Raw genomic sequence first — 22,378 nt, 5'->3', positions numbered from 1 at the left:
AGATCACTCACGCGCGACCACCGAGTCCAGCCACGCGCAATTGAGCGGCGGCACGCGCGGATCGGCGACGCGCACGCCGCGGGCAGCCGCGTCGAGCCGCATGTCGCGCAATCGCGTGCGCTGCTCTTCCGGCATATGCAGCCGCTCGTGGCCCCAAAGGGAGGGCCCATCAAAGGTCTCGTGCGGCTGCCAGTTTTCGGGATCGATGACGCGTCCGCCCCAGCCATATTCGATGAAGAAGCCGGACGGCGTATTCACGTAGAACGAGGTCATGTGGTCATTGGTGTGCCGGCCCAGTGTGTAGGCGATGCGTCCCTCGTCCATCTGCGCGAGGTCGTAGCCCTGCCCGACATCATCGAGGCAGCCGAGCTCTACCATGAAATGATGCATCGCCTTCCGTCCCGAGCCGACCATCGCAAAGGAGTGGTGGCGGCCGTTGACGTGGAAGAAATAAAGCCCGTAAGGCTTCAGCGCGAAATCGGAGACGTGAAAGCCGAGCACGTCGCGATAGAACGGCAACAGCATCTCGACATTCTCCACGTTGAGCACGACATGCCCCATGCCGAGCGCCCCGGTGCGGAAGCCCGAGATCGGACGGCCTGGCCTGAACGGCTCGCTCGCAAGCTCCGGCTTGCAAAAAGCCTCCAGCCGGTTGCCGGCGGGGTCAGTGAACGCGATCAGCTCGGCGACATGCCGCTCGTCAGCGAGTGCGCGCGAGCCCTTCGCCACCTTGATGCCATGGCTTTCGAGCCGCCCTGCCAGCTTATCCAGTTCGGCGGTCGAAGGAACTTCCCATCCCATCACCGCAAGACCGGCATCGCTGCCACCGTCGACGATCAGCCGCTGCTTGCGGTCGTCCATGCGGAAGGCCCGCATCTTGCCGCCGCGATCGACCTGCTGCATGCCGAGCAGGCCGGTCGCCATCCGGCTCCACTGGTCGAGCTGGGATGAACTGATTCCGATATAGCCGAGCGCTGCGATTTCCATCGAATTCCTCCCGGAGGCATCGCGGTCGCCGTACTGCGGCGAGCTTGATACCGGCCGCGCGCGATCCTACGGTGGCGTTCCGCAATCGCCTCGCGTTCGCAGGCGACAATAAGCGCGCCGCGATGTGCCACAAGGGAGGAAATAGGAAGTGTCCAAGGAGCGGACGCGGAACGGCCAGCCTCGGCAGTCTGAGGGCGTCCGCGCCTTCAAGCGCGGGCTCGACGTGCTGCACGAGGTCAACCGCTCCGGCGGCATCCGCGCCGGCGACGTCGCCCGCGCGCTCGACCTGCCCCGACCCACCGTCTACCGCCTCCTCGAAACCCTGGAGGAGCTCGGCTATATCGCCCGCAGCGCCAGCGACGACCGGTTTCGGGTCACCCGGCGCGCATTGAGCCTTGGCGACGGCTATGATCCCGGCGTGGTGATCTGCCAGGCGGCGGCGCCTTATCTTGCCGATCTCAGCAAGAAACTGGTCTGGCCCGTTGATCTCTCGACTTACGAGAACGCGGCGATGGTGGTGCAGGAGACCACGCACTCTCGCAGCCCGCTTTCGATCGATCGCGGCATGATCGGCAAGCGCCTGCCGATGCTGCGCACGTCTGCGGGCCGCGCCTATCTCGCCGCCTGCCCGGCGCGCGAACGCGATCTCATCATCAATCATCTCCGCCGCATCGATGAGGCCGACGACCGCCCCTTCCTCGACCAGGGCCGGCTCGACCGCATGATCGCTGAGACCGCCGCGCGAGGCTACGCCATCCGCAGCGAGGGCGAATACAATCCCAAGACGGCGTCGATCGCCGTTGCCATCGTGCGGGACGGCGTCGTATTCGGCTGCATCTCGATCATCTGGATCCGCTCGGCGCTGGGGATCGAGGAAGCGGTCGCGCAGTTTGCGAGCCAGCTGCTGGAAACGGCGTCGGCCATTCCTGTTGCGGAATAGAGGCCGTCCGCTGGGCGGACACTTGCCACGCCGGCGTTGAAGCGCTGGCCCTGCTTGGGGAAGAGATACCCCATGCAAGATAAATCCACATCTGAAGAGTTTGACGTCGTGATCGTCGGCCGCGGGCCGGTAGGCGCCACGCTCGCCAACCTGCTCGGCCTGTGCGGCGTGCGGACGCTGGTGCTGGAGCGCGAGGCGCGGACCTATCATCTGCCGCGCGCGGTGCATTTCGACGATGAATGCATGCGCGTGTTCCAGACCATCGGGCTTGCCGAGGCGATCCTGCCGCACGTCATTCTCAGTCCCGGCATGCTGTTTCTCGATGCAGCCGGCCGCATGCTGCTGGACTGGTCCCGTCCGCAAACGCTGACGCCGATGGGCTGGCATCTCAGCTACCGCTTCCACCAGCCGGATCTGGAGGACGTGTTGATCGGCGGCCTCGCCCGGTGGCCGCACGTCACCTTGCGCAATCGCTGCGAGGTGTTCGCGCTCGATCAGGACGAGCACGGCGTGCGCGTCCGCTGTGAAGACCTCTCCAACGGGAGGCTCAGCGAGGTCCGGGCCGGTTACGTGATCGGCTGCGACGGCGCCCGCTCGCTGGTGCGCCGCTTCATCGGTTCTGGCATGGACGACCTCGGCTTCCACGAGCGCTGGCTCGTGATCGACGTTCTGCTCAAGCGCGCGCGCGACGACCTCGGCGACTACAGCCTCCAGCATTGCGATCCCCGCCGGCCCGCAACCTACGTGCGCGGCACCGGCACGCGGCGGCGCTGGGAGATCACGGTTCTCCCGGACGAGGATTCGCAGGAGGTCGCGCAACCCGCGAAAGTCTGGGAGCTGCTGTCGCGCTGGATCACGCCCGACGATGCCGAGATCGAGCGCGCTTCTGTCTACACGTTCCATTCGGTCATCGCGCAGCAATGGCGGAACGGGCGATTGCTGCTTGCCGGCGATTCCGCGCACCAGACCCCGCCCTTCCTCGGCCAGGGCATGTGCGCCGGCATCCGCGATGCCGCCAACCTCGCCTGGAAGCTGGCGAGCGTGATCCGCGAAGGCGCCGCGCCCGATCTGCTCGACACCTATCAGAGCGAACGGCTGCCGCATGTGCGCGAGTTCATCGCGCTCGCCATTCGCCTCGGCGGTGTCATCAACACCAAGGCGATCGAGGCCGGCCTTGCTGCCGGCGAAGCGCGCGAGAACGCGCCGGTCAAGCTGGACGTGAAGAAGCCCCTGCTCGGCCCTGGACTCGCGTTCGGCGACCCGCCGCTCGCCGGACATCTCGCGCCGCAGTTCACGTTGACCGACGCCAGCCGCAGCGATGACCGGACCGGCTACAGCCACGTGCTGCTCGTCGAGACGGCGGCGGCACTCTCATCGCGTCTCGCGCTGTCGCAGACGGAGATCAAGATCCTGACCAGCGACGATACCAACGGCCTTGGGCCCTGGCTGCGCGAGCACGGCATCATTGCCGCACTCGTTCGCCCCGACCGTTACATCCGCGGCTCCGCCCGCAACGAGACCGAGCTCGACCGCCTCATCGCCGCCATCGCGCCTCCAACCCAAATTCCCTCAGCCCAAGCGCCCTCCGCGGCCTGACCGAACCCTCTCAAGGACATTTCATGAAGCTGCTCTCATTCAGTGTGGATGGACGCCCCACCTTCGGCGCCGTCAAGGAGAATGGTGTCGTCGATCTCGGCGCGCGGATGGCGGGGTGCGCCACGCTGCGGCAGCTGTTCGAAACCGGTCGGCTCGCCGAGGCGGCAAGGCTGGCCGCCTCCGCGGCCCCTGATCATCCGCTCGACAAGATCAGCTTCGCGCCCGTGATTCCCGATCCCGGCAAGATCATCTGCGTCGGCCTCAACTATCGCGATCACGTCGCCGAAACCGGCCGCACCGTCACCGAAAAGCCGGCGCTGTTTGCGCGATTTGCCTGTAGCCAGGTCGGCCATCTCCAGCCCATCGTCAAACCTGGGGTGAGCGACGACTTCGACTACGAAGGCGAGCTCGCGCTCGTCATCGGCAAAGCGGGCCGTCACATCCCGGCCGACCGCGCGCTCGATCACGTCGCCGGCTATTCCTGCTACAACGAAGGCAGCATCCGCGACTGGCAGCGCCACACCAGCCAATTCCTCGCCGGCAAGACCTTTGCCGAGAGCGGCAGTTTCGGTCCGTGGCTGGTGACGACCGACGAGATTCCGGATCCGTCGAAGCTCACCTTGCAGACAAGGCTGAACGGCAATGTCGTGCAGGACACCACGACGGATCTCCTGATCACCGCCATCCCCGAGCTGATCGCCTACATCTCCACCATCTGCCCGCTCGTGCCCGGTGACGTCATTGTCACGGGCACGCCGGGCGGTGTCGGCGCCAAGCGCACGCCGCCGCTGTGGATGCGCCCCGGCGACACTGTCGAGGTCGAGATTTCCGGCATCGGCATCCTGCGCAACACGGTGATCGCCGAACCGGCCTGACCGTCAACATCGATCAATCAACGATAACATCAAGGAAACGCCATGGGCACGACCCGCACCACCTCCGTCGCCACCCTCCTGATCGCACTTGCGCTCGCGCCCCTCCCCGCGCGGGCCGAGATCAAGGGCGAGGCCATCCGCATCGGCGTCCTCACGGACATGAACGGCGTGTTCGCGACCGCCATGGGTCCGGGCTCGGTCGAAGCGGCGCGAATGGCCGCCGAGGAGTTCGGCGGCAAGATCAACGGCAAGCCGATCGAGATCTTGCAGGCCGATCACCAGAACAAGCCGGATCTCGCCGCATCGCTGGCGCGAAAATGGTTCAGCGACGGGGTCCAGGCCGTCGCCGATGGCGGCAGCTCCGGCTCGGCGCTGGCGGTGCAGGAGTTGGTGCGCAGCAACGGCAAGATATTCCTCATCTCCGGCGCCGGCGCGAACCAGCTGACCGATGAAGCGTGCGCGCCGACCAGCGTGCAATGGACCCAGGACGCCTATTCCACCGCGACCGCCGTGGTCTCCGGCATCATGCAGACCAGCAAGGAGCCCTGGTTCTTCATCACCGGCGACTACGCCTTCGGCCATTCGATCGAGGTGACCGCACGCGAGCGCATCGCCGCACTCGGCGGCAAGGTCGCCGGCAGCGTCAAGGCGCAGCTCGGCACGCCCGATTACAGCTCATTCCTGCTCCAGGCGCAGTCGTCGGGCGCCAAGATCCTGGCCATCAACGTTGCCGGCGATAATGCAACGGCGATCAAGCAGGCCGAGGAATTCGGCCTCGCCAGCCAAGGCATGAAGATCGTGCCGATGTCGTTCCAGAACGTCGACATCGAAGCGGTCGGGCTCAAAGCAACGCGCGGCGATCTCATCGTCACCTCCTTCTTCGAGGATGTCTCGCCGGCCGCCCGGAAATTCTCCGATGCGTTCTATGCTCGCCGCAAGGCGATGCCCTCGCAGATCCAGGCCGGCGTCTACTCCGCCGTACGCCACTATCTGCAGGCTATCAAGGACACCGGTTCCGACGAGAGCGCCATCGTGATGGCCAAGATGAAGGCGACGCCGGTGTCGGACGCCTACACCCCCAACGGCCGCATCCGCGAGGACCAACGCATGGTGCACGATCTCTATCTGGTGCAGGTCAAGACACCCGAGGAATCCAAGGGCCCGTGGGACTTCGTCAAGCTGGTCGCGACGATCCCGCCCGACCAGGCCTTCCGCCCGCTCGATCGCAGCAAATGCAGCCTGGTCGGCAAGTAAGCCCTCTGATGCGAAGTGGATACCGCTTCGCTTCAAAGAACGCGTCAAGTTGGAATCTGACCGTCAGGCGAGATAGCGCGTCAGATAGCCTTCCATCGCGTAGAGCGCGCAGAGCGCGAGGCTCGACCACACCGCCGCGCTGAAATACAGGAACATCCAGGTCAGCTCGCCCTTCCAGTGCGCGATGTCGTGGGTCACCACCCAGCGCGTCGAGACGTCATGCAGCCCTTCGAGGAAGCCGAGGAATGTGTTGCCCTCTTCATGCCCTGCCCGCCAGCGGCTGAGATACATCGGCACGTCGACTGTGATGAGGAAGGCAAGGAAGCAGGCGATGCCGACGATACCTGACATCAGCGCCCAGCGCACTACGCCCTGGAATTCCGGCATCAGACGGCACAGCGCGATGCCGGCCAGGAAGAAGGTCACAGCCCACAGCGAATTCTCGATCGCGTTGTAGAGGAAGTTGGTCGTCACCACCGCGTACCAGGAGAAACATTCCGCGATGATGATGATCGGCACGATCACGAGCGCGATGTTCACCGCGGTCTCCGCGCCCGTCATCTTGCCGAGCTGATGCAGGATGATGGCCCATTGCGCGGCGAAGCAGAGCTCGGCCACCGTCGCCACCGTCCGGCCGACGGCGACGCTGGAGAGCCAGGTGTCGAACAGGCAGATGCGCTGCACGTCGGCGCGCGGCAGCACCGAACGGAAGGCGCAGCCGAACACATAGCCGGCGCACAGCAGGAACATCAGCCCGATGTCCGAGCCGCCACCGAGGCTGGCCGAAGGCGTCGGATAGAACTCACGATAGAGCATGAACCAGACGAGGATATTGGCGCTGCTCACAAGCGTGAGGGATCCCCACCACCACGCCAGGGGATTTGACCGCGCCTGCCACTGCAACATGAACCGCTCCGCAAAAATTATCGATCTGACACGTCGTCGTAATAATCCTGTCAAAGAACGGCATGCAATCACGACAAAAATCTGTGTGCCCAGTCGTTCCAGCGGTGCCCGGAAGGCGCAAGAAGCGCTGCGAGCCGAGTGTCCACATATCGGACAATTTTGTCGCAGATGGCGAATCTATTGGACATTCGAAATCTGTCCGTCTGATATTCCGGGATGGCTCCGACTGACTCACCCAAGCCGCAGCGCCCGCTCTCCTCTGCCGCAGCCGTGCTGGCCGAGAGCGCCGATGACGCCGCTTTCGCCACGACGCTGGCAAAGGGGCTCGTCGTGCTCGAGGCGTTCAAGGCCGGGAGCACGCTGCTGGGCAATATGGAGCTGTCGACGCTGACCGGCATCCCGCGCCCGACGGTGGCGAGGCTGACCCATACCTTGGCCGAGCTCGGCTATCTCCGTTACGACGCCGAGCGGTCGAAGTACCGCGTCGGTGCACGGGCGCTGCGGATGGCGCATCCCCTGCTCGCCGGAATGCAATTCCGCCAAGTAGCGCGGCCGATGATGCAGGAGCTGGCGCACAGCGTCCGCGGCACGGTCTCGATCGGCCTGCTCGATGCGACATCGATGATCTATGTCGAGACCGCGCGCTCCGGCGATGTCGGCCCGCACGTGCCCGACATCGGCATGCCCATTCCCGTCGTGATGACCGCCATGGGCCGCGCTGCGGCGGCGAGCCTGCCGCCGGCCGACGCAGACCGGCTGGAACGCAATCTCGCCGCCGAGGATGCCGGATTGTGGTCGGCGCTCCGCGACAAATACCGCGCCGGCATCGCGCAATGCAAAAGCCGCGGCTTTTGCACCTGCTGGGGCGAGTACATGGCCTCGATCCATGCCGTCGCCGCGCCGCTGTTTCACATCAGCGAAGCGAAACAATCATTCTCGATCAATTGCGGCATCCCCGCCTTCCGGCTCCAGCCCGGGCAGCTCGAGGGCGAAATCGGTCCGCGCATCGCGGCGCTCGCCGATAGCATCCGGATCATGGTCGACGCGGCGATGCCGACGGCCGAGACGCACAAGCAAAACAAGAAGAGCGCCAGGACATGAACAAACAAGCTGGCGCCCCATCCCCGGGAGGCCGTCATGACCATCACACGCCGAGCACTGCTGGGCGCCGTCGCCGCCGGCGTATCGGCCTCACCATTTTCCTTGCGCGCTGAGGAGGTCTGGCCGTCGCGGATGGTGCGGCTGATCTCGCCTTACGGGCCGGGCGGCTCCAACGACATCTCGCTGCGCTTGCTGGCCGAGGAGTTCGGCCGCAGCCTGCGCCAGCAATTCATCGTCGAGAACAAGCCCGGCGCCGGCACGCGCATCGCTAACGACATGGTCGCCCATGCGCCGGGCGACGGCTATACCATCCTCTATGTCGCGGCGCCCTACGCGACCGCCGAGGCGCTGTTCGGCAAGCTGACCTATGAGCGCAAGGATCTGCAGCCGGTGGCGATGGTGGTGATCGCGCCGCTCTTCCTCATCATCAGCGCCGACGCGCCATTCAAGACGCTTCCCGACCTGATCGCCTACGGCAAGTCGAAGCCGGACGGACTGACTTTCGCCTCCCCCGGCGCCGGCTCGCAGCCGCATCTCGCCGGAGAGCTCCTGTTCCGCGATGCCGGCGTCAAAGGCCTCAACATCCCGTTCCGGGGCGATGCGGCTTCTTACACCGAGTTGCTCGCGGGCCGCGTCGACGCCACGCTGACCGCGCTGCCGACCGCCTTGCCCTACATCCAGAGCGGCAAGTTCACCGTGCTCGGCGTCGCCTCGGCCGAGCGCAGCGCGCTCTACCCGCAGGCGCCGACGCTGCGCGAGCAGGGCTTTCCCAACGTCGCCGCCGCCGGCTGGTACGGCTTCATGGTGCCGTCCACGACGCCGCGCGCCATCGTGGACAAATTTCAGGCCGAGGTTTTGCGCGCGCTCGCCGAGCCTGCGATCAAGGACACGCTGACCGCGCAGGGGCTCGAAGTGCGCCCAGGCACCGCCGCCGAGTTCGGCAAGTTCATCGACGCCGAAACGCAGAAATGGACCAAGTTGATCCGCGACGCCGGCCTCAAGGGCGAATGAGGATTGCTGGGGGAGACCGACATGAAAAACGTCGTCACAAAATTCGTCGCAGCCTCCGCGCTTCTCCTCTCGGTCGCGGCAGCGCAGGCACAAAAGAAATACGATCCCGGCGCGTCCGACACCGCAATCAAGGTGGGCCAGACCGTCCCGCTCAGCGGCCCGGCCTCGGCCTATGCGGTGATCGGCAAGACCCAGGCCGCCTATATGAGGATGATCAACGACCAGGGCGGCGTGAACGGCCGCAAGGTCGAGCTGATCCAGTATGACGATGCCTATTCGCCGCCAAAGACGGTGGAGCAGGTCCGCAAGCTCGTCGAAAGCGACGAAGTGCTTTTGACCTTCCAGATCATCGGCACCGCGCCGAACGTCGCCGTGCAGAAATATCTCAACGCCAGGAAGATCCCGCAGCTCTTCGCCGCCACCGGCGCCGCACGCTTCACCGACCCGAAGAACTTCCCCTGGACCATGGGCTTCAACCCGTCTTACCTCGTCGAGGGCCGGATCTACGCGCAGTACCTGCTGAAGAACCATCCGAACGCCAGGATCGGCGTGCTCTACCAGAACGACGATCTCGGCAAGGATTATCTCGCTGGCCTCAAGGCGGGCCTCGGCGACAAGGCGAGCATGGTCGTGGCCGAGACCTCCTACGAGATCAGCGAGCCGACGATCGACTCGCAGATCCTGCGGTTGAAGGATGCGGGCGCCGACGTGCTGTTCAGCGCGACGACGCCGAAGCAGGCGGCGCAGGCCATCAAGAAGGTCGCCGAGATCGGCTGGAAGGCGCTGCACATCATCGACATCAACGCCTCCTCGCTCAGCGCCGTGCTGAAGCCCGCCGGGCTCGACAATTCCAAGGGCATCATCAGCGTCGGCTACGTCAAGGATGCCGCGGATCCCGAATGGAAGGACGACCCGGGCATGAAGCGCTATCTCGCCTTCATGGCCCGGTACTATCCCGAAGGCGACAAGGATTCAAACCTGAACGTCTACGGCTACATCACCGCGCAGCTCCTGGTGCAGGTACTGAAGCAATGCGGCGACGATTTGACCCGCGAGAACGTGATGCGACAGGCGGCCAACCTCAAGAACATCGAGCTCGACCTGACGCTCCCCGGAATCTCGGTGACGACCACGCCAACGGACTATCGCGTCAACAAGCAGTTCCAGATGGTACAGTTCGATGGCGTGCGCTGGCAGAAGCTCGGCAACATCGTCACGGACGAAGCCAGGGAGTGAACCCGCTTCGCGGCGCTCAACGCCCTTCGGCGTAACGGCCGCCGCCACGGATGATATCGTCGCGTTCCGCGGCATGGCGCTGAAATTCGGAGATCGCGCGGTTCGCCATGCGGATCCGATTCGTGTGTCCCTCCTCGACCATCACGGTGATACGCTGCGCCAGGAACACGCAGGCGTCGAATTCGTCGCTGATGGCGCCCGTTCGCACCAGAAAGTCCCAGGCGATCTCGTAGGCTTGCTCCGCCGCGGGGTTGCGGTAGTCGCTGAAGATGATGTGCGTCATCACTGCCAAAGCCTGATCGCAGCGATCGTTCCTAGGCTCACGCGCAGATGGCAGGGAACCCGGCGGAGCAAAAAAGCCACCGGCCGCTGTGCGTGCCGGTGGTTCGCTGTCGGCGAGGAACGCGAAGAACTACGCGGCCTGGCGCTGATGCGTCAGATACTCCATGGTGACCTTCTCGACATTGGAATCGATCCAGGCGGCCATGCGCTGCTCCTCCTTCAATGACGTCTCGAGCGGCTCCTTCGCCTCCGGCATGCCGGCGGCGCCGCACAGCGCGAGCAGCGACTTGTAGGCGGCGATCTCGAAATTCTCGAAGGCGTTGTTCGCGAAAGTGTTCTTCAGAATCTCGTCGCCGGCAACCGAATGCGCCATGGCCATCATGTTGGCCATCACCGACTGCGCCGTATCCTTCAGGCTCGACGTACTCTCGCCACAGGCTTCCAGGCACTTTTCGAGGCGACGCAGTTGCTCATTGGTCTCCTGAAGGTGCGCCGTGATCTTCGCCTTGACCTCGGGATATTCGTCCAGCCGCTCCGACTGGCGCTCCATCAATTCTCGCGCCTGCACTTCCATCGCATGCGCATTGCGTAGTCCCACCACGAACGTATCGCGGGCTGCATTGGCCATTTTCCTGTTCTCCATTTGACTGGCGTCGTTCGCGCAACCGGCAAGCACAGGCGATTGTTCCTAACAATGCCGCGCTGATTGCCGCAGGAGAGACGACCGTCTTCATCGCCTGTTCCGGCCGAGGGATCCGGCGCTAACCTGCGATAGTAACGATCACCCGTATCACCGCTTCATGCCCGCCACATAGGCCGCCAGCTTGTCGAGCGTCTGGTAGCCGTATTCGACGGCGCCGAAGCCGATCATGCCATCGCGCTGCTCGGTGCTCGAGGCCAGCTGGCGCATCATCAGCACGGTCTTGCCGTTGCTCTGCTCGGCAAAGGTGACGGTGAAGCGGAACATGCGGGGATCGTCATCCTGGTCGGTACCGTGATCCATCTCCATCAGCGACGGCCGCTCGATGCGCCGGAAGCGCATCCGGTTCGGATAGACCGTGCCGTCGGGCCCGATCATGTTGAAGCGCCAGACGCCGCCGACACGAACGTCGATCTCGAAGGTCTCGACCTTGAATCCCTTCGGGCCGAACCATTGCGGCAGATGCTTCGGGTCGGACCATGCCTCGAACACCAGATCGCGCGGCGCGTCGATCACGCGCGACATCACGATCTCGCGGTCGAGCGACCATTGCGACAGAGCGGGGTTGGCAGAACTCGTCATTGTCAGGAACCTTTCCGTTTGGTTGTTCGGGCCGGCCGCTTGGCGGCCGCCCTTTCCTTCTCTTTCTTGAGCTTCATCACGTAGGCCTCGAACCGGTCGAGCCGCGCTTCCCAGACCGCGCGCTGCTGCTGGAACCAATCCTCGGCGCCGACAAGCGCATCCGCGCTGAGACGGCAGGTGCGCACGCGTCCCGATTTCTCGGACTGAACGAGCCCGCTCGTCTCGAGCACGTGGATGTGCTTCATGAAGCTCGGCAGGGCCATGTCGAAGGGATCGGCGAGCTCGCCGACCGACGCCTCGCCCGCGCACAGCCGCATCACGATCGCCCGCCGCGTCGGATCGGCCAGCGCGGCGAAGATATGGTCGAGATTGGATAATTGGTTAGCCATGAAGCTAACTATACACGCCGGGTCCCGGACGTCAACAATTGTTAGCCGAACGGCTCAGTTTTGTGATCTGGATTGGCGGGAACCCACAACGCGCAATCGTGAATTGGGACCTCGCGCCCTCCTCGCTAAAACCATCCCGGGGGCGCATCAGCATGATCGATCAGAGCACGTGGCGCCTGTTGTCATCTCATCCCCGATCACCCGGCGAGTCTTCGCCCAGGCCGCATCCATTGCTATGGCGATGGCGCTTTGCCCCCGCCGCGCCTCGGCCGATTCCGACATGATTGCGCAAATGCGCGACATCGTCGCCGGCGAGCTGGCGCCGACCGCGACGGCGGACCATGCGGGCGGCCTCGCCGCAGCCATCTATGCCGGGCGCCATGTCGAATTCTTCAGCTACGGTTTCGCCGATGATGCCACCAGGCGGAAGGTGACGCCCGACACGCTGTTCAACCTCGCCTCGTTGCGAAAGCCGTTCGAGGCCACGCTCGTGGCGCTCGGCGTGCTGCGCGGCGAGCTGCGGCTCGACGATCGTCTGCCGAAATACCTGCCTGAGCTGAGCGGCAACTACATCCGCAACGTCACTGTGGGCCAGTTAGCAACGCACACTTCGGGCCTGCTGCTCCCAACCGATCATCCGCCCTGGCCCAACGAAGAGTATACGCGCGAGCAGTTCATCGCGATGCTGAACGCCTTCACGCCGGCGCCTGGCGTCGCACCCGGCCGGCAACGCGTCTACACCCATGCCGGCTATGTGCTGCTTCAGCTCGTGCTCGAGCGTTGCTACGGCAAGCCGATCCATGCGCTGATCCAGCACCGCATTCTCCGCCCCCTCGCCATGGGCTCCACTTTCGTCCCCGAGCGCGGCCCGGACAATCGCGCCGTCATGGATGCGGCGGCGATGCAGCGCGCGGTCCAGGGCTATTCCGACCAGGGCATGGCGATCGGGCCGATCGGCAATCAGCAAAGCTACTTTGATTTTCCCGGCACGGGCCAGATGTTCGCCTCCGTCCGGGACCTTGCCGCCTTCGCGGCCGCCTGCGTCGATGGCCGCGCGATCGATCCGCATCTGCGCGAAGCCCTGCGGCTGACGCAGCGCGAGGCCTTCCGCGTCGACGAAAAATTCGGACAGGGCCTGGCCTGGGAGACCGTGCGCCTTCCAGGCATCACCATCGTCGACAAGCCGGGCGGCCTCAACAACGCCTCCGGCTATATCGGCCTGGTGCCGGCGCGGCGGATCGGCATCGTCCTGCTGGCCAATCGCGGCGAGTATCCGCACGAGATCGCCCGCTACAAGATCCTGCCGGAGCTGGCGCAGCTTATCGCCTCACATTGAGGCGGCCGCCTCAGACCGAGCGCGTCAGCCCGCCGTCGACGCGGATGTTCTGGCCAGTGATGTAGGCGGCGCCGTCGGAGGCCAGGAACGAGATTGTCGCCGCGACCTCTTCGACCTTGCCGTAGCGCTTCATCGGCACGCTGTCGCGCCGCGCGTCCTGTTGCGGCAGGCTGTCGATCCAGCCCGGCAGCACGTTGTTCATGCGGACATTGTCGGCCGCGTAAGTGTCGGTGAAGATCTTGGTGAAGGCGGCGAGCCCTGCGCGGAACACCGCCGAGGTCGGGAACATCGCGCTGGGCTCGAACGCCCAGGCGGTCGAGATGTTGATGATGGCGCCGCCCTTCTGTGCCTGCATCAGCGGCGTTACCAGCCGGGTCGGACGGATCACGTTCAGGAGATAAGTGTCGAGGCCGGTGTGCCATTGCTCGTCGGTGATTTCGGTGATGGGGGCACGCGGCCCGTGCCCGGCGCTGTTGACGAGAACGTCGATCCGTCCCCACTTCGCCAACGCAGCCTCGACGAGGCGCTTCAAGTCGTCGTTCGACTGGTTCGAGCCGGTAACGCCGAGCCCGCCGAGCTCGGCCGCCAGCGCCTCGCCCTTGCCCGAGGACGACAGGATCGCGACGCCAAACCCGTCCGCCGCCAGCCGCCGCGCAGCCCCCGCCCCCATGCCGCTGCCGCCGGCGGTGACGAGCGCAACCTTCTCTACTGCCATGATCCGATGATCCCTTCAGTTGAGGCGAGCCGCAGGCTCGGCCTATCATGAGGCCTTCTACAGCCAGACCCGTCGTCAGGTCCATGGCCGAAGGCATCCATCATGAGGCGCTTGAAAATGAGTGATTTGCAGATCCGCAATTTGCGCCCCGACGAAATCGCCCTCGCCGTCGACTGGGCCGCGGCGGAGGGCTGGAATCCGGGGCTGGCGGATGCCGCCTGCTTCGCGATCCCCGACGCCCGAGGCTTCTTCGTCGGCGAGATCGAGGGCGAGCCGGTCACGACCGTCTCCTGCGTCAATTACGACGACCGCTTCGCCTTCCTTGGCTTCTACATCGTGCGCGAGCGCTTTCGCGGCGCAGGCCATGGCCTGCGCATCTGGAATGCCGCGATCGCGCATGCAGGCGCGCGCGTGATCGGCCTCGACGGCGTCGTGGCGCAGCAAGAGAATTACAAGAAGTCGGGTTTCCAGCTCGCCTACGCCAATATCCGCTATGGCGGCACCGTCGCGGGATCGGTGAAGCCGCCCGCCGATGTCGTTGCGCTCGACAAGGTCCCGTTTGCGCTGGTGGAAGCCGATGACGCCCGTGTATTCCCCGCCGCGCGCAGCGCCTTCCTGCGCGCCTGGATCAACACGCGAGGTCATGTCGGCCGCGCGTTGCTGCGCGAGGGCAGGCTCGCTGCATGGGGCGTGATCCGCCCCTGCCGGACGGGCTACAAGATCGGCCCGCTCGTAGCCGACGATCGCGCCGCCGCGGATGACGTCGTGCAGGCCCTAATGGGAAGCGCGGGCGCCGGCGAGGTCTTCCTCGACGTCCCCGCCGTCAATCCCGCCGCGATCGCGCTCGCCGAGGCGCTCGGCCTCGAGCCGGTGTTCGAGACGGCGCGGATGTATACGGGGCCGATCCCGCCGCTGCGGCTCGACCGCGTCTTCGGCGTCACCAGCTTCGAACTCGGCTAGCTCAGTAGCACCGCATGATGTTGACGGTGTGCTCGCTGCCGCCGCGGCCGGGCACCGTCACCTGCTCGGTCGGGCAGCTCGGCACGTAGGGCCGATTGGACGGCACGACGTTCGGCGGATAGCGATGCGTCCAGTCCCAGGGCACATCATACGTGTAGGTGTAGCGCACATCGGCGGAGAGCGACTGGTTCACATCGGCGAAGTGCTGGCTGTAGCCGGCGCCGTCGTAGAAGTAGCTGCCGCCGCCCGGCCAATAGACCCAGGGAGCGCCGCGGCGGTGGAACCTGGCGCCCGGCCCAACGTGCGGACGTGCCGCAGCCGGCGGGGCAGCAACGGCTGCGACGCCGGACGCTGTGGCGCCAGCAGGTCCGGCAGGACTGTCACTGGAGCTAAGCAGCAGCGCAGCTGCGCTGAGCGAGGCGAACAACGCCCCATATGATCTGGCAATCATGATACGCACCACACTCGTTTGGCTTCGCGATAGCGGCTCCCCGGAAGGAGGCTAGGCCGGGCTGTCGCCCACCCGCAAACGTATAATTAATTATTGGTTAAGGCACGCGAATAACCGTGAACAAGGTGCGGCAGAACGCCCGGAATTCCTCTCTCATTTCAATGGCTTCGTCCGTCAGTGGCCCTGCAGCTTGCGCAGCCAGTCGAGCATGTCCTGCGGGCTTGCGCTGCCCTGTGTCACGATCGCGGTGTTGCCGCCGCTGCGGCGAGTGACCGTCGTGCGCCCGGGCTCCTTCTCGATCTTGACCTCGGCCTCCGCCGGATCACCGCTCTGCGTGATCACCGAGGTGCCGTTCTCGTCCTGGACCACGGTGGTGTGACCGTCGCCGGCGCCGGCCGGCGCCATTGCAACCACGGTCATGAATCCCAGTCCGGATGCGAGCAGAAGCAGCTTCATGTTACACCTCCATCATCGGCCGAACTGGAAGATCGCCAGCCAGTTGAAACGCCCGAACTGCCTCACCGCTCCCGTGTTCATGTCGCCGATCTGGAGCAGGAGCGCATTGGTGGAATTGCCGATCTGGGTGATCTCGGCGGTGTTGCTTACACCGGATTGACCGATCGCCGCATTGGTGGTGCCGCCGACCTGGATCACATTGGCATAGTTGCGCGTGCCGTTCTGGATGATGGTCGCGTCCACCGTGCCGGTCCCGCCGATCTGGATCACCCGCGCGATGTTGATGCGGCTGTTCTCCTCGATCGTGACAAGCTCAACATTGTCGCCGAACTGCACGACCGTTTGGATGCTTACGTTCCGGTTGGTCACGCTGCGCTGGACGGTTCCCGCGCTTGCCGGCGTCGTCGCACCGACGGCGGCGAGCATCGCCGCCAGGGCCAAAGCCCGCCTCAGAACCTGTCTGCCGCCTCGCATCGCGCTTCCCCGTTCGTTGCCGATACCGACGAGACCGCTCGCGCGTCAGGGACCGGTCTGGACGATGGTCGAGGCGTTGACGGTGCCGAACTGCGCCACCGTGCCGGCATTCATCGTGCCGAGCTGCGATATCAGGCTGGTCGCCGACTGGCCGGCCTGGCCGACATAGGCGAAGTTGTTGACGCCGGCCTGCCCGATCGATGCGGAATTCGTTCCGCCGAACTGCAGCACGCCGGTGGCGTTGTTGGTGCCGTTCTGGGTGACCGTCGCGCTGGTCGTGCCCCCGATCATGAACACGCCCGCCATGTTGAGCTGGCTGTTCTGATTCAGCACGACGGGGGGTCCGCCGATCGACACGATGGTCTTGATGTCGGCCGTCTGCGCTTGCGCCGAAAGGGCGCCGGCCAGGTACAGAGCGAGCGTTGCGGCACATGCGCCGCCCAGATGACGTTTCATGACATGCCTCACCACTTCGGACCTGCTCACTGAGCCTGCTGGAGGACAGTCGATCCATTCAGGATCCCGAGCTGTCCGACGCCGGCGGTGTTGTTCGCGCCGATCTGGCCGATCAGGCTTGAATTGGAGCCGCCGACCTGGCCAGCCAGTGCGGTATTGGTCGCGGTCGCAGTGGTGCCGCCCTGCCCGATCACGGAGGTGTTGACGGTGAGCAGCGAGCCCGTCTGCAAGGTCGTCGCGGCATTGGTGGTGCCGAACTGCATCGTGGTGGCGCTGTTGCTGGTGCCGCCGCTCTGCGAAATGAACGAATTGTTGGTCGTGCCGAATTGCAGCACGCTAGCCGAGTTGCCGGCCCGGGCATCGGCTGCCGTCAGTGCACCGAATGCTGCGAGAGTTGCAATGAAATAGGTGATCCGCATGTCCTGTCCTCCGCGAGAATGAGCCGGCGTCGCAATTGACCGTCCTGCCCGGTAGCGGTGCTCTAGAGAGTGGCCCGGACGCACCAACCTGGGTGCGTCCGACCCAAACCAACCGTGGCTCAGTTCGCCGTCTGCGAGACGGTGCTGCCGTTGATGCCGAACACGCTGAGCTGGCCGACGGCGGCGGAGTTGTTCTGGAGCGCGGCAGGCCCGAACGAGTTCTGGGTGATCGCGCTGCCGTTGTTGCCGAGCGCCACCTGGCCGGTGGCCGCCGTGTTCTGCACGCCGATCTGGTTCACGGTGCTGCCGTTGTTGAGCGAGGCAGCACTGGTGCCCTGCATCGTCGTCGCACCGTTGATGATGCCGAGCTGGCTGGTCGACGAGGTCGAGTTGGTGAGTCCCTGCTGGGAAACGCTCGAAGAGTTCACGACGCCGACCTGCACGGTGGTGGAGGTGTTGGCGGCCTGAGCTGCGGAGGACAGAGCGAACACGGCAACGGAAGCAAAAAACAATTTACGCATGGAGTATCCCTTTCTGGCCAAGTTGTCTGACTGGTTTCGGATGCCTTCCCGGAAACAGGCCGACATCGTAGGGGTGAGACTGAACCGATCGCGGCCGGCGCGACAGACTGCAGTTCATGCTAGTCGCTACGGACTAGACGCTGCGTGTCGTCTCGGCTTGGCGCCCCATGCTGTCGACCAGCCGCACCACCTCGATCGGCGTACGCAGCTGCAGCTTTCGCATCATCCTGGCACGATGAACCTTCGCCGTCACTTCGCTCACGCCGAGTCTCGCGGCGATCTGCTTGGCGACGAGCCCTTCCGCCATCAGCAGCATGATCTCGCGCTCTCTGGCCGTCAGCGTCTCGACGCGCTGGCGGGCTTCACGGACGCTATCCTCGCGTTGCAGCCGCCTGCGGTCGCGCTCGATGCCGTGCCTGATCGCATCGAGGATCTCCTGCTCGCGAAACGGCTTTGGCAGAAACTCGACCGCGCCTCGCTTCATCGCCTCGACCGAGACGCGGACGTCGGAGTAGCCGCTGATGAAGACGATCGGAATGGATACGCCCGTCTCGGCCAGCCGGCGCTGAAGCTCGAGCCCGGTCGGCGACGTGCCGGGAAACCGCACGTCGAGCACGAGGCATGACGGCCCGGGCGAAACGGTCTCGGTGAGGAACTCGTCGGTCGAGGCGAACAACTTCACCTGATGCCCGGTCTCCTCGCAGAGACTTCCGATCGCGGCTCGAATCTGGGCTTCGTCGTCAACGACATAAACTGTGGCTTGGTCCGAACTCATGGCAATGGGCTCCCCGGCTTGGGGCTCGATGAAAAGACAACGAGCTATCCATTCTTCTTGCAAGCGAGATCAAGGTGCTTGGATGATTCGCGCAGATCGAGCCAAGCGCGTCGGTCTGCCGGTTCGATGTCATAGGGCCAACACGCTCCGGAGGCGAGTGAAGGCGTTCACATATCGGGCTTCGTGATGGGAGGGCGTCGATCTTGCCGCCGGCGGCATCGGGGCGCACCGACATCGAGAATGCGGCACTGCTGCGTCGTGGTCTCGCCGGCTGCATCATGGCATCGCCACCCATGTGTCGGCTCGACGCCAGCTGCTGGCCGCTCCGGCCGGATCAGACGGGACGTTCAGTCAGCTTATCGAGTTCGATACCGCGCGCCTCATATCGATACGCTCCGTATGCATCCTGATCAAATCACGAAAAGTAGCACCCCACCTGCTTTACCACTGGATGATGCGCCACGCCCGACCGTCAGCCCGGCGAGGACGACATACTGACATTCGATACAACCTTAGACGTTTTACAACCATAGCGAGCTTGCCAGTTTTTCCTGATTCCCCGAAATCAATTCAATCGGCGAGTTTTGATATGCGATTTGTGCCAGCATTTGCCTTGCTCGGAGCTTCATGCGGCCTCGCTGCGATCCTCTACGCCGGTCCGGGCACGATCGCCGGCGCTGCCGGGAGCGCGGCGGACACGGCGGCTCGCGCCTATGAGCAGACCAGGCGGCTGCTCGTGCCCGGCGGCCACGAAGCGCCGACCTTCGAATCGGATGCCCCCTTGTTCCGCTATGCCTCGATCCAGCGCGGCAGCATCGAGCAGACCGTCACCGTCACCGGCGCCCTGCAGCCGGTCAAGACGATCGAGGTGGGATCGCAACTGTCGGGGCAGCTCGCCCGCGTCTATGTCGACTTCAACGACGCCGTCGCCAAGGATCAGCCGCTCGCTCTGATCGATCCGCGCAGCTTCGCGGCCAAGGTCGACGAGGCCCGGGCGTCGCTGGCCGTCGCCAATGCCCTGGTCGACATCGCCAGGGCCAAGCTCGACCGGGCCAGGATCGATCTGCAGAACGCGAGGGGCAGCCGCGACGTGCTCGCGGCCAAGCTCGAGAGCGCGCAGGCGGTGAAGTCCTCGGCTCAGAAGACGCTGCAGCGCAAGCTGGCGCTGCAGTCGCAGAACGTGGTGGCGACGACCGCGGTCGACGACGCGCAGACCGAATTCACCGCGCGCCTCGCCCAGGAACGTGAAGCCGAGATCCTGATGTCCCTCAACTCCTATTCGGTGGAGGGTGCACAGGCCGACGTCCGCCGCATCGAGGCGGAGTTGCAGCAAGCGCGCATGGCGGTGCCGGAGAAAGCCGCCGTTCTCGCCGCAGCCCAGGCCGATCTCGACCGCACCATGATCCGTTCACCGATCGACGGCGTCGTGGTTGGCAGGTTCGTCAACGAGGGGCAGACGCTCGCGGTCGGACTTGAAGCGCGCACCACCTTCATGGTGGCGCACCGCCTGGAGGACATGGAGATTCACGCGCAGGTCGATGAAGCCGATATCGGCCGCATCGCGCCCGGGCAGCACGCGCATTTCACCGTCGACGCCTACCCGGACCGCCGCTTCGAGGCCGTGGTGCGCCAGGTGCGCAAGGCGCCGCAGACCCAGCAGAACGTCGTCACCTACACCGTGGTGCTGGCGACCGCCAACCTCGACGGCGCGCTGCTGCCGGGAATGACTGCCCTGGTGAAGATCGTCATCGAACGCCAGGACGACGTGCTGAAAGTGCCGCTTGCAGCGCTGCGATTCCAGCCGACCGGCACGCGGCCGGACATCGGACGCAGCGGCGTGTGGGTGCGCACCGCCAGCGGCGCGCTGCAGCGCGTCACGGTCACGGTCGGCGCCGCCGGCACCGAGCAGGTCGCGCTCCGGAGCGGAGACCTCGTCGAGGGCAGCGAGGTTGCCGTCGGCCAAGCCATCCGCCCGGCGGGCATGGAAATTCTCGGAATCAGGTTCGGGTCATGACCGCCGCTGCGCCCCTCATCAGCCTCCAGTCGGTCAGCAGGACCTATCGCACCGAGGGCGTCGCGGTGGCCGCGGTGCGCAATGTCAGCTTCGACATCGCGCAAGGCGAGATCGTCGCGGTGATGGGACCGTCCGGCTCCGGTAAGTCGACGCTGATGAACATGATCGGATTGCTCGACCTGCCGAGCGAGGGCGCGGTCTATCTTCAGGGCGCCAACGTTGCCGATCTCACGGAAGATCGCCGGTCGTCCCTGCGCGCTCGCAGCATCGGCTTCGTGTTCCAATCCTACAATCTGCTCGCGCGCCACGATGCCATCGAGAACGTCGCATTGCCGCTGGTCTATTGCGGCATCGCGCGCAAGGAACGCCTGGCGCGCGCGGAAGCGAGCCTTCGGGCGGTCGGCATGCTGCAACGGGCCCATCACTTCCCGCGGCAGCTCTCCGGCGGCGAGCAGCAGCGCGTCGCAATCGCGCGGGCACTGATCGCCTCTCCCCTGATCGTGCTCGCCGACGAGCCGACCGGCGCGCTCGACAGCCGCACCGGCGCCGAGATCCTGTCCCTGTTCGCCGCGCTCAACCGGACCGGCCAGACCATCGTCATGATCACCCACGATCCCGGCATCGCGGCCCAGTGCCGGCGCACGATCCACCTGCATGACGGCGAGCTCGTCGGCGACGAAACGCAGGCCCCTGCTCTGCCGAAACGGAGCGCTGTGTCATGACGATGCTGCAGGGCTTCCAGATCGCATTGCACGCCCTGCGCCTCAATCCGCTGCGCAGCTTCCTCACCATGCTCGGCATCGTGATCGGCGTCGCCTCGATCGTGACGGTGTTCGCGATCGGGGCCGGCGCGCAGCTCCGCCTCCAGGAGCAGATCCGTTCGATCGGGGCCAACGTGCTGATGATCACCCCCGGCGCGGTCTACCAGGGCGGCGTGCGTCTCAAGGACGGCAGCAAGCTGACGATGACCGAGAGCGACGTGCAGGCCATTCTCGAGCAGATCCCGGAAATCCAGGCCGCAGCCGGCTCCATCGCGGGAACGGCGCAGGTCATCCACGAGGGCAAGAACTGGAACACGACGATCAACGGCACGACCACCGGCCACTTCATGGTGCGCGACTGGCAGCTCGCGGCCGGGCGCTATTTCTCCGCCACCGAGGAAGCCGGCGCCGGCAAGGTCGTGATCCTCGGAAGCACGGGCGCGCGCGAGCTGTTCGCACCCGGCGACGATCCGATCGGCGCGCAGATCAGGATCATGAAGGTCCCGCTCGAGGTGGTCGGCGTGCTCGACCGCAAGGGACCGGCTCAGGACGACGTCGCCTTCGTGCCGCTCACCACGGCCAAGCTGCGCTTCCTCGGCAGCGCCAGCAAGATCAACCGCGACGCGGTCGCCTACATCATCGCCAAGGTGGCCGCAGACGGTCAGATGGCGGGCGCGCGCGCGGAGATCGCGAACCTGCTGCGGCAGCGCCACCGCATCCCCGCCGGCCAGGACGACGACTTCAAGGTCCAGGATCCCGCCGCCGCCATGGAGGCGCAGCAGGGCGCGATCCGCACCGTCGCGCTGCTGCTCGTCGCCATCGCCTCGGTTTCGCTGCTCGTCGGCGGCATCAGCATCATGAACGTCATGATCGTGTCGGTCACCGAGCGCACGCGAGAGATCGGCATCCGCCGGGCGCTCGGCGGGCGAATGCGCGACATCCGTCTGCAGTTTCTCTGCGAAGCGCTCGTCCTCTGCCTGCTCGGCGGCGCCATCGGCGTCGCCGGCGGCATCACGCTCTCGATGACGGTCGCCCGCATGGCCGGTTGGGTCACCTCGATCGACGGCCAGGCGATCGGCCTGTCTCTCGTCTTCTCGATCGCGACCGGCCTCGTCTTTGGCTTCTATCCAGCCCACAAGGCGTCCAAGCTGAGCCCGATCGAGGCGCTCAAGACGGAGTGA

The 22,378-nt window shown here is 65.3% G+C and carries 26 protein-coding genes; 12 read left to right on the top strand and 14 right to left on the bottom strand.

The window, feature by feature from the left end:
- Window positions 1-3: 3 nt before the first annotated feature.
- The gene (locus ABIA45_RS05440) at window positions 4-987 is read right to left on the bottom strand and encodes a VOC family protein (RefSeq protein WP_404651284.1); all 984 of its coding nucleotides are present in this window, start codon (window positions 985-987) and stop codon (window positions 4-6) included.
- Window positions 988-1,135: 148 nt separating this feature from the next.
- Here ABIA45_RS05440 and ABIA45_RS05435 point away from each other — a divergent pair, with 148 nt between their 5' ends.
- The 4 genes from ABIA45_RS05435 (at window position 1,136) to ABIA45_RS05420 (ending at window position 5,652) form a co-directional block, all read left to right on the top strand.
- Window positions 1,136-1,927 carry a DNA-binding transcriptional regulator gene (locus ABIA45_RS05435; protein WP_404651282.1) on the top strand — a complete coding sequence of 264 codons (792 nt, stop codon included), beginning with the start codon at window positions 1,136-1,138 and terminating at the stop codon, window positions 1,925-1,927.
- 72 nt (window positions 1,928-1,999) lie between these two features.
- Window positions 2,000-3,523, top strand: a complete 1,524-nt coding sequence (locus ABIA45_RS05430) for a bifunctional 3-(3-hydroxy-phenyl)propionate/3-hydroxycinnamic acid hydroxylase (RefSeq protein ID WP_271544383.1) — start codon at window positions 2,000-2,002, stop codon at window positions 3,521-3,523.
- Window positions 3,524-3,546: 23 nt separating this feature from the next.
- Entirely contained in the window at window positions 3,547-4,398 is an 852-nt protein-coding gene (locus ABIA45_RS05425) for a fumarylacetoacetate hydrolase family protein (RefSeq protein WP_404651280.1), read from the top strand.
- A gap of 42 nt (window positions 4,399-4,440) precedes the next feature.
- On the top strand, window positions 4,441-5,652 hold the full coding sequence (locus ABIA45_RS05420; protein WP_271544387.1) for an ABC transporter substrate-binding protein: 1,212 nt from the start codon (window positions 4,441-4,443) through the stop codon (window positions 5,650-5,652).
- A 63-nt stretch (window positions 5,653-5,715) separates the two neighbouring features.
- On the opposite strand, the gene ABIA45_RS05415 is transcribed toward ABIA45_RS05420, so the two are convergent.
- Window positions 5,716-6,558 (bottom strand): hypothetical protein, encoded by an 843-nt coding sequence (locus tag ABIA45_RS05415; RefSeq protein WP_036013504.1) that lies wholly within the window; start codon window positions 6,556-6,558, stop codon window positions 5,716-5,718.
- Window positions 6,559-6,774: 216 nt separating this feature from the next.
- On the opposite strand from ABIA45_RS05415, the gene ABIA45_RS05410 reads away from it, so the two are divergent.
- Genes ABIA45_RS05410 through ABIA45_RS05400 form a run of 3 tightly spaced genes read left to right on the top strand, consistent with a single transcriptional unit; the run spans window position 6,775 to window position 9,906 of the window.
- Window positions 6,775-7,659: an IclR family transcriptional regulator gene (locus ABIA45_RS05410; RefSeq protein ID WP_404651279.1), complete on the top strand. Its 885-nt coding sequence runs from the start codon at window positions 6,775-6,777 to the stop codon at window positions 7,657-7,659.
- A 36-nt stretch (window positions 7,660-7,695) separates the two neighbouring features.
- Window positions 7,696-8,670, top strand: a complete 975-nt coding sequence (locus ABIA45_RS05405) for a Bug family tripartite tricarboxylate transporter substrate binding protein (RefSeq protein WP_404651277.1) — start codon at window positions 7,696-7,698, stop codon at window positions 8,668-8,670.
- Between the two features lie 21 nt (window positions 8,671-8,691).
- Window positions 8,692-9,906 carry an ABC transporter substrate-binding protein gene (locus ABIA45_RS05400; RefSeq protein ID WP_404651276.1) on the top strand — a complete coding sequence of 405 codons (1,215 nt, stop codon included), beginning with the start codon at window positions 8,692-8,694 and terminating at the stop codon, window positions 9,904-9,906.
- 16 nt (window positions 9,907-9,922) lie between these two features.
- Here ABIA45_RS05400 and ABIA45_RS05395 read toward each other — a convergent pair whose 3' ends face one another.
- The 4 genes from ABIA45_RS05395 to ABIA45_RS05380 form a co-directional block, all read right to left on the bottom strand.
- Window positions 9,923-10,189: a hypothetical protein gene (locus ABIA45_RS05395; RefSeq protein WP_271544396.1), complete on the bottom strand. Its 267-nt coding sequence runs from the start codon at window positions 10,187-10,189 to the stop codon at window positions 9,923-9,925.
- A gap of 129 nt (window positions 10,190-10,318) precedes the next feature.
- Window positions 10,319-10,816, bottom strand: a complete 498-nt coding sequence (locus ABIA45_RS05390; RefSeq protein ID WP_036013491.1) for a ferritin-like domain-containing protein — start codon at window positions 10,814-10,816, stop codon at window positions 10,319-10,321.
- A gap of 162 nt (window positions 10,817-10,978) precedes the next feature.
- Window positions 10,979-11,470, bottom strand: a complete 492-nt coding sequence (locus ABIA45_RS05385) for an SRPBCC family protein (protein ID WP_128266320.1) — start codon at window positions 11,468-11,470, stop codon at window positions 10,979-10,981.
- Between the two features lie 2 nt (window positions 11,471-11,472).
- Complete coding sequence (locus ABIA45_RS05380; protein ID WP_404651274.1) at window positions 11,473-11,859, bottom strand: ArsR/SmtB family transcription factor; 387 nt, start codon at window positions 11,857-11,859, stop codon at window positions 11,473-11,475.
- 280 nt (window positions 11,860-12,139) lie between these two features.
- Between ABIA45_RS05380 and ABIA45_RS05375 the strand changes: the two genes are divergently transcribed.
- Window positions 12,140-13,195, top strand: coding sequence for a serine hydrolase (locus tag ABIA45_RS05375; protein WP_404651273.1), 1,056 nt, complete (start codon window positions 12,140-12,142; stop codon window positions 13,193-13,195).
- Between the two features lie 10 nt (window positions 13,196-13,205).
- Here ABIA45_RS05375 and ABIA45_RS05370 read toward each other — a convergent pair whose 3' ends face one another.
- Window positions 13,206-13,910, bottom strand: a complete 705-nt coding sequence (locus ABIA45_RS05370) for an SDR family oxidoreductase (protein ID WP_271544403.1) — start codon at window positions 13,908-13,910, stop codon at window positions 13,206-13,208.
- A gap of 117 nt (window positions 13,911-14,027) precedes the next feature.
- On the opposite strand from ABIA45_RS05370, the gene ABIA45_RS05365 reads away from it, so the two are divergent.
- Window positions 14,028-14,870, top strand: coding sequence for a GNAT family N-acetyltransferase (locus tag ABIA45_RS05365; protein ID WP_271544405.1), 843 nt, complete (start codon window positions 14,028-14,030; stop codon window positions 14,868-14,870).
- Window position 14,871: 1 nt separating this feature from the next.
- On the opposite strand, the gene ABIA45_RS05360 is transcribed toward ABIA45_RS05365, so the two are convergent.
- The 7 genes from ABIA45_RS05360 to ABIA45_RS05330 all read right to left on the bottom strand — a co-directional run bounded on the left by ABIA45_RS05360 (window position 14,872) and on the right by ABIA45_RS05330 (window position 18,422).
- A complete protein-coding gene (locus ABIA45_RS05360; protein WP_404651272.1) occupies window positions 14,872-15,321 on the bottom strand; it encodes a hypothetical protein in 450 nt (149 codons plus the stop codon).
- A gap of 174 nt (window positions 15,322-15,495) precedes the next feature.
- Window positions 15,496-15,777, bottom strand: coding sequence for a hypothetical protein (locus ABIA45_RS05355; RefSeq protein WP_271544409.1), 282 nt, complete (start codon window positions 15,775-15,777; stop codon window positions 15,496-15,498).
- Between the two features lie 12 nt (window positions 15,778-15,789).
- Window positions 15,790-16,251: a curlin gene (locus ABIA45_RS05350; protein WP_404651271.1), complete on the bottom strand. Its 462-nt coding sequence runs from the start codon at window positions 16,249-16,251 to the stop codon at window positions 15,790-15,792.
- Window positions 16,252-16,296: 45 nt separating this feature from the next.
- A complete protein-coding gene (locus tag ABIA45_RS05345) occupies window positions 16,297-16,707 on the bottom strand; it encodes a curlin (protein WP_404651270.1) in 411 nt (136 codons plus the stop codon).
- A gap of 26 nt (window positions 16,708-16,733) precedes the next feature.
- On the bottom strand, window positions 16,734-17,126 hold the full coding sequence (locus tag ABIA45_RS05340; RefSeq protein ID WP_404651268.1) for a curlin: 393 nt from the start codon (window positions 17,124-17,126) through the stop codon (window positions 16,734-16,736).
- A 119-nt stretch (window positions 17,127-17,245) separates the two neighbouring features.
- A complete protein-coding gene (locus ABIA45_RS05335; protein ID WP_036029057.1) occupies window positions 17,246-17,647 on the bottom strand; it encodes a hypothetical protein in 402 nt (133 codons plus the stop codon).
- A gap of 133 nt (window positions 17,648-17,780) precedes the next feature.
- On the bottom strand, window positions 17,781-18,422 hold the full coding sequence (locus ABIA45_RS05330; protein WP_157280488.1) for a response regulator transcription factor: 642 nt from the start codon (window positions 18,420-18,422) through the stop codon (window positions 17,781-17,783).
- A gap of 589 nt (window positions 18,423-19,011) precedes the next feature.
- Here ABIA45_RS05330 and ABIA45_RS05325 point away from each other — a divergent pair.
- From ABIA45_RS05325 to ABIA45_RS05315, 3 genes are read left to right on the top strand one after another with little or no spacing between them, the layout of a single operon-like run.
- Window positions 19,012-20,436: an efflux RND transporter periplasmic adaptor subunit gene (locus ABIA45_RS05325; RefSeq protein ID WP_404651266.1), complete on the top strand. Its 1,425-nt coding sequence runs from the start codon at window positions 19,012-19,014 to the stop codon at window positions 20,434-20,436.
- The gene (locus ABIA45_RS05320; RefSeq protein ID WP_404651265.1) at window positions 20,433-21,158 is read left to right on the top strand and encodes an ABC transporter ATP-binding protein; all 726 of its coding nucleotides are present in this window, start codon (window positions 20,433-20,435) and stop codon (window positions 21,156-21,158) included. Before ABIA45_RS05325 ends, ABIA45_RS05320 begins: the two co-directional genes overlap by 4 nt.
- Window positions 21,155-22,378, top strand: a complete 1,224-nt coding sequence (locus ABIA45_RS05315) for an ABC transporter permease (RefSeq protein WP_404651264.1) — start codon at window positions 21,155-21,157, stop codon at window positions 22,376-22,378. Before ABIA45_RS05320 ends, ABIA45_RS05315 begins: the two co-directional genes overlap by 4 nt.

Source organism: Bradyrhizobium sp. USDA 336 (assembly GCF_044908355.1).
GTDB classification, from domain to species: Bacteria; Pseudomonadota; Alphaproteobacteria; order Rhizobiales; family Xanthobacteraceae; genus Bradyrhizobium; species Bradyrhizobium yuanmingense.
Note: the sequence above shows the minus strand (reverse complement) of the source record. Positions and strands in the feature narration are given on the sequence as shown.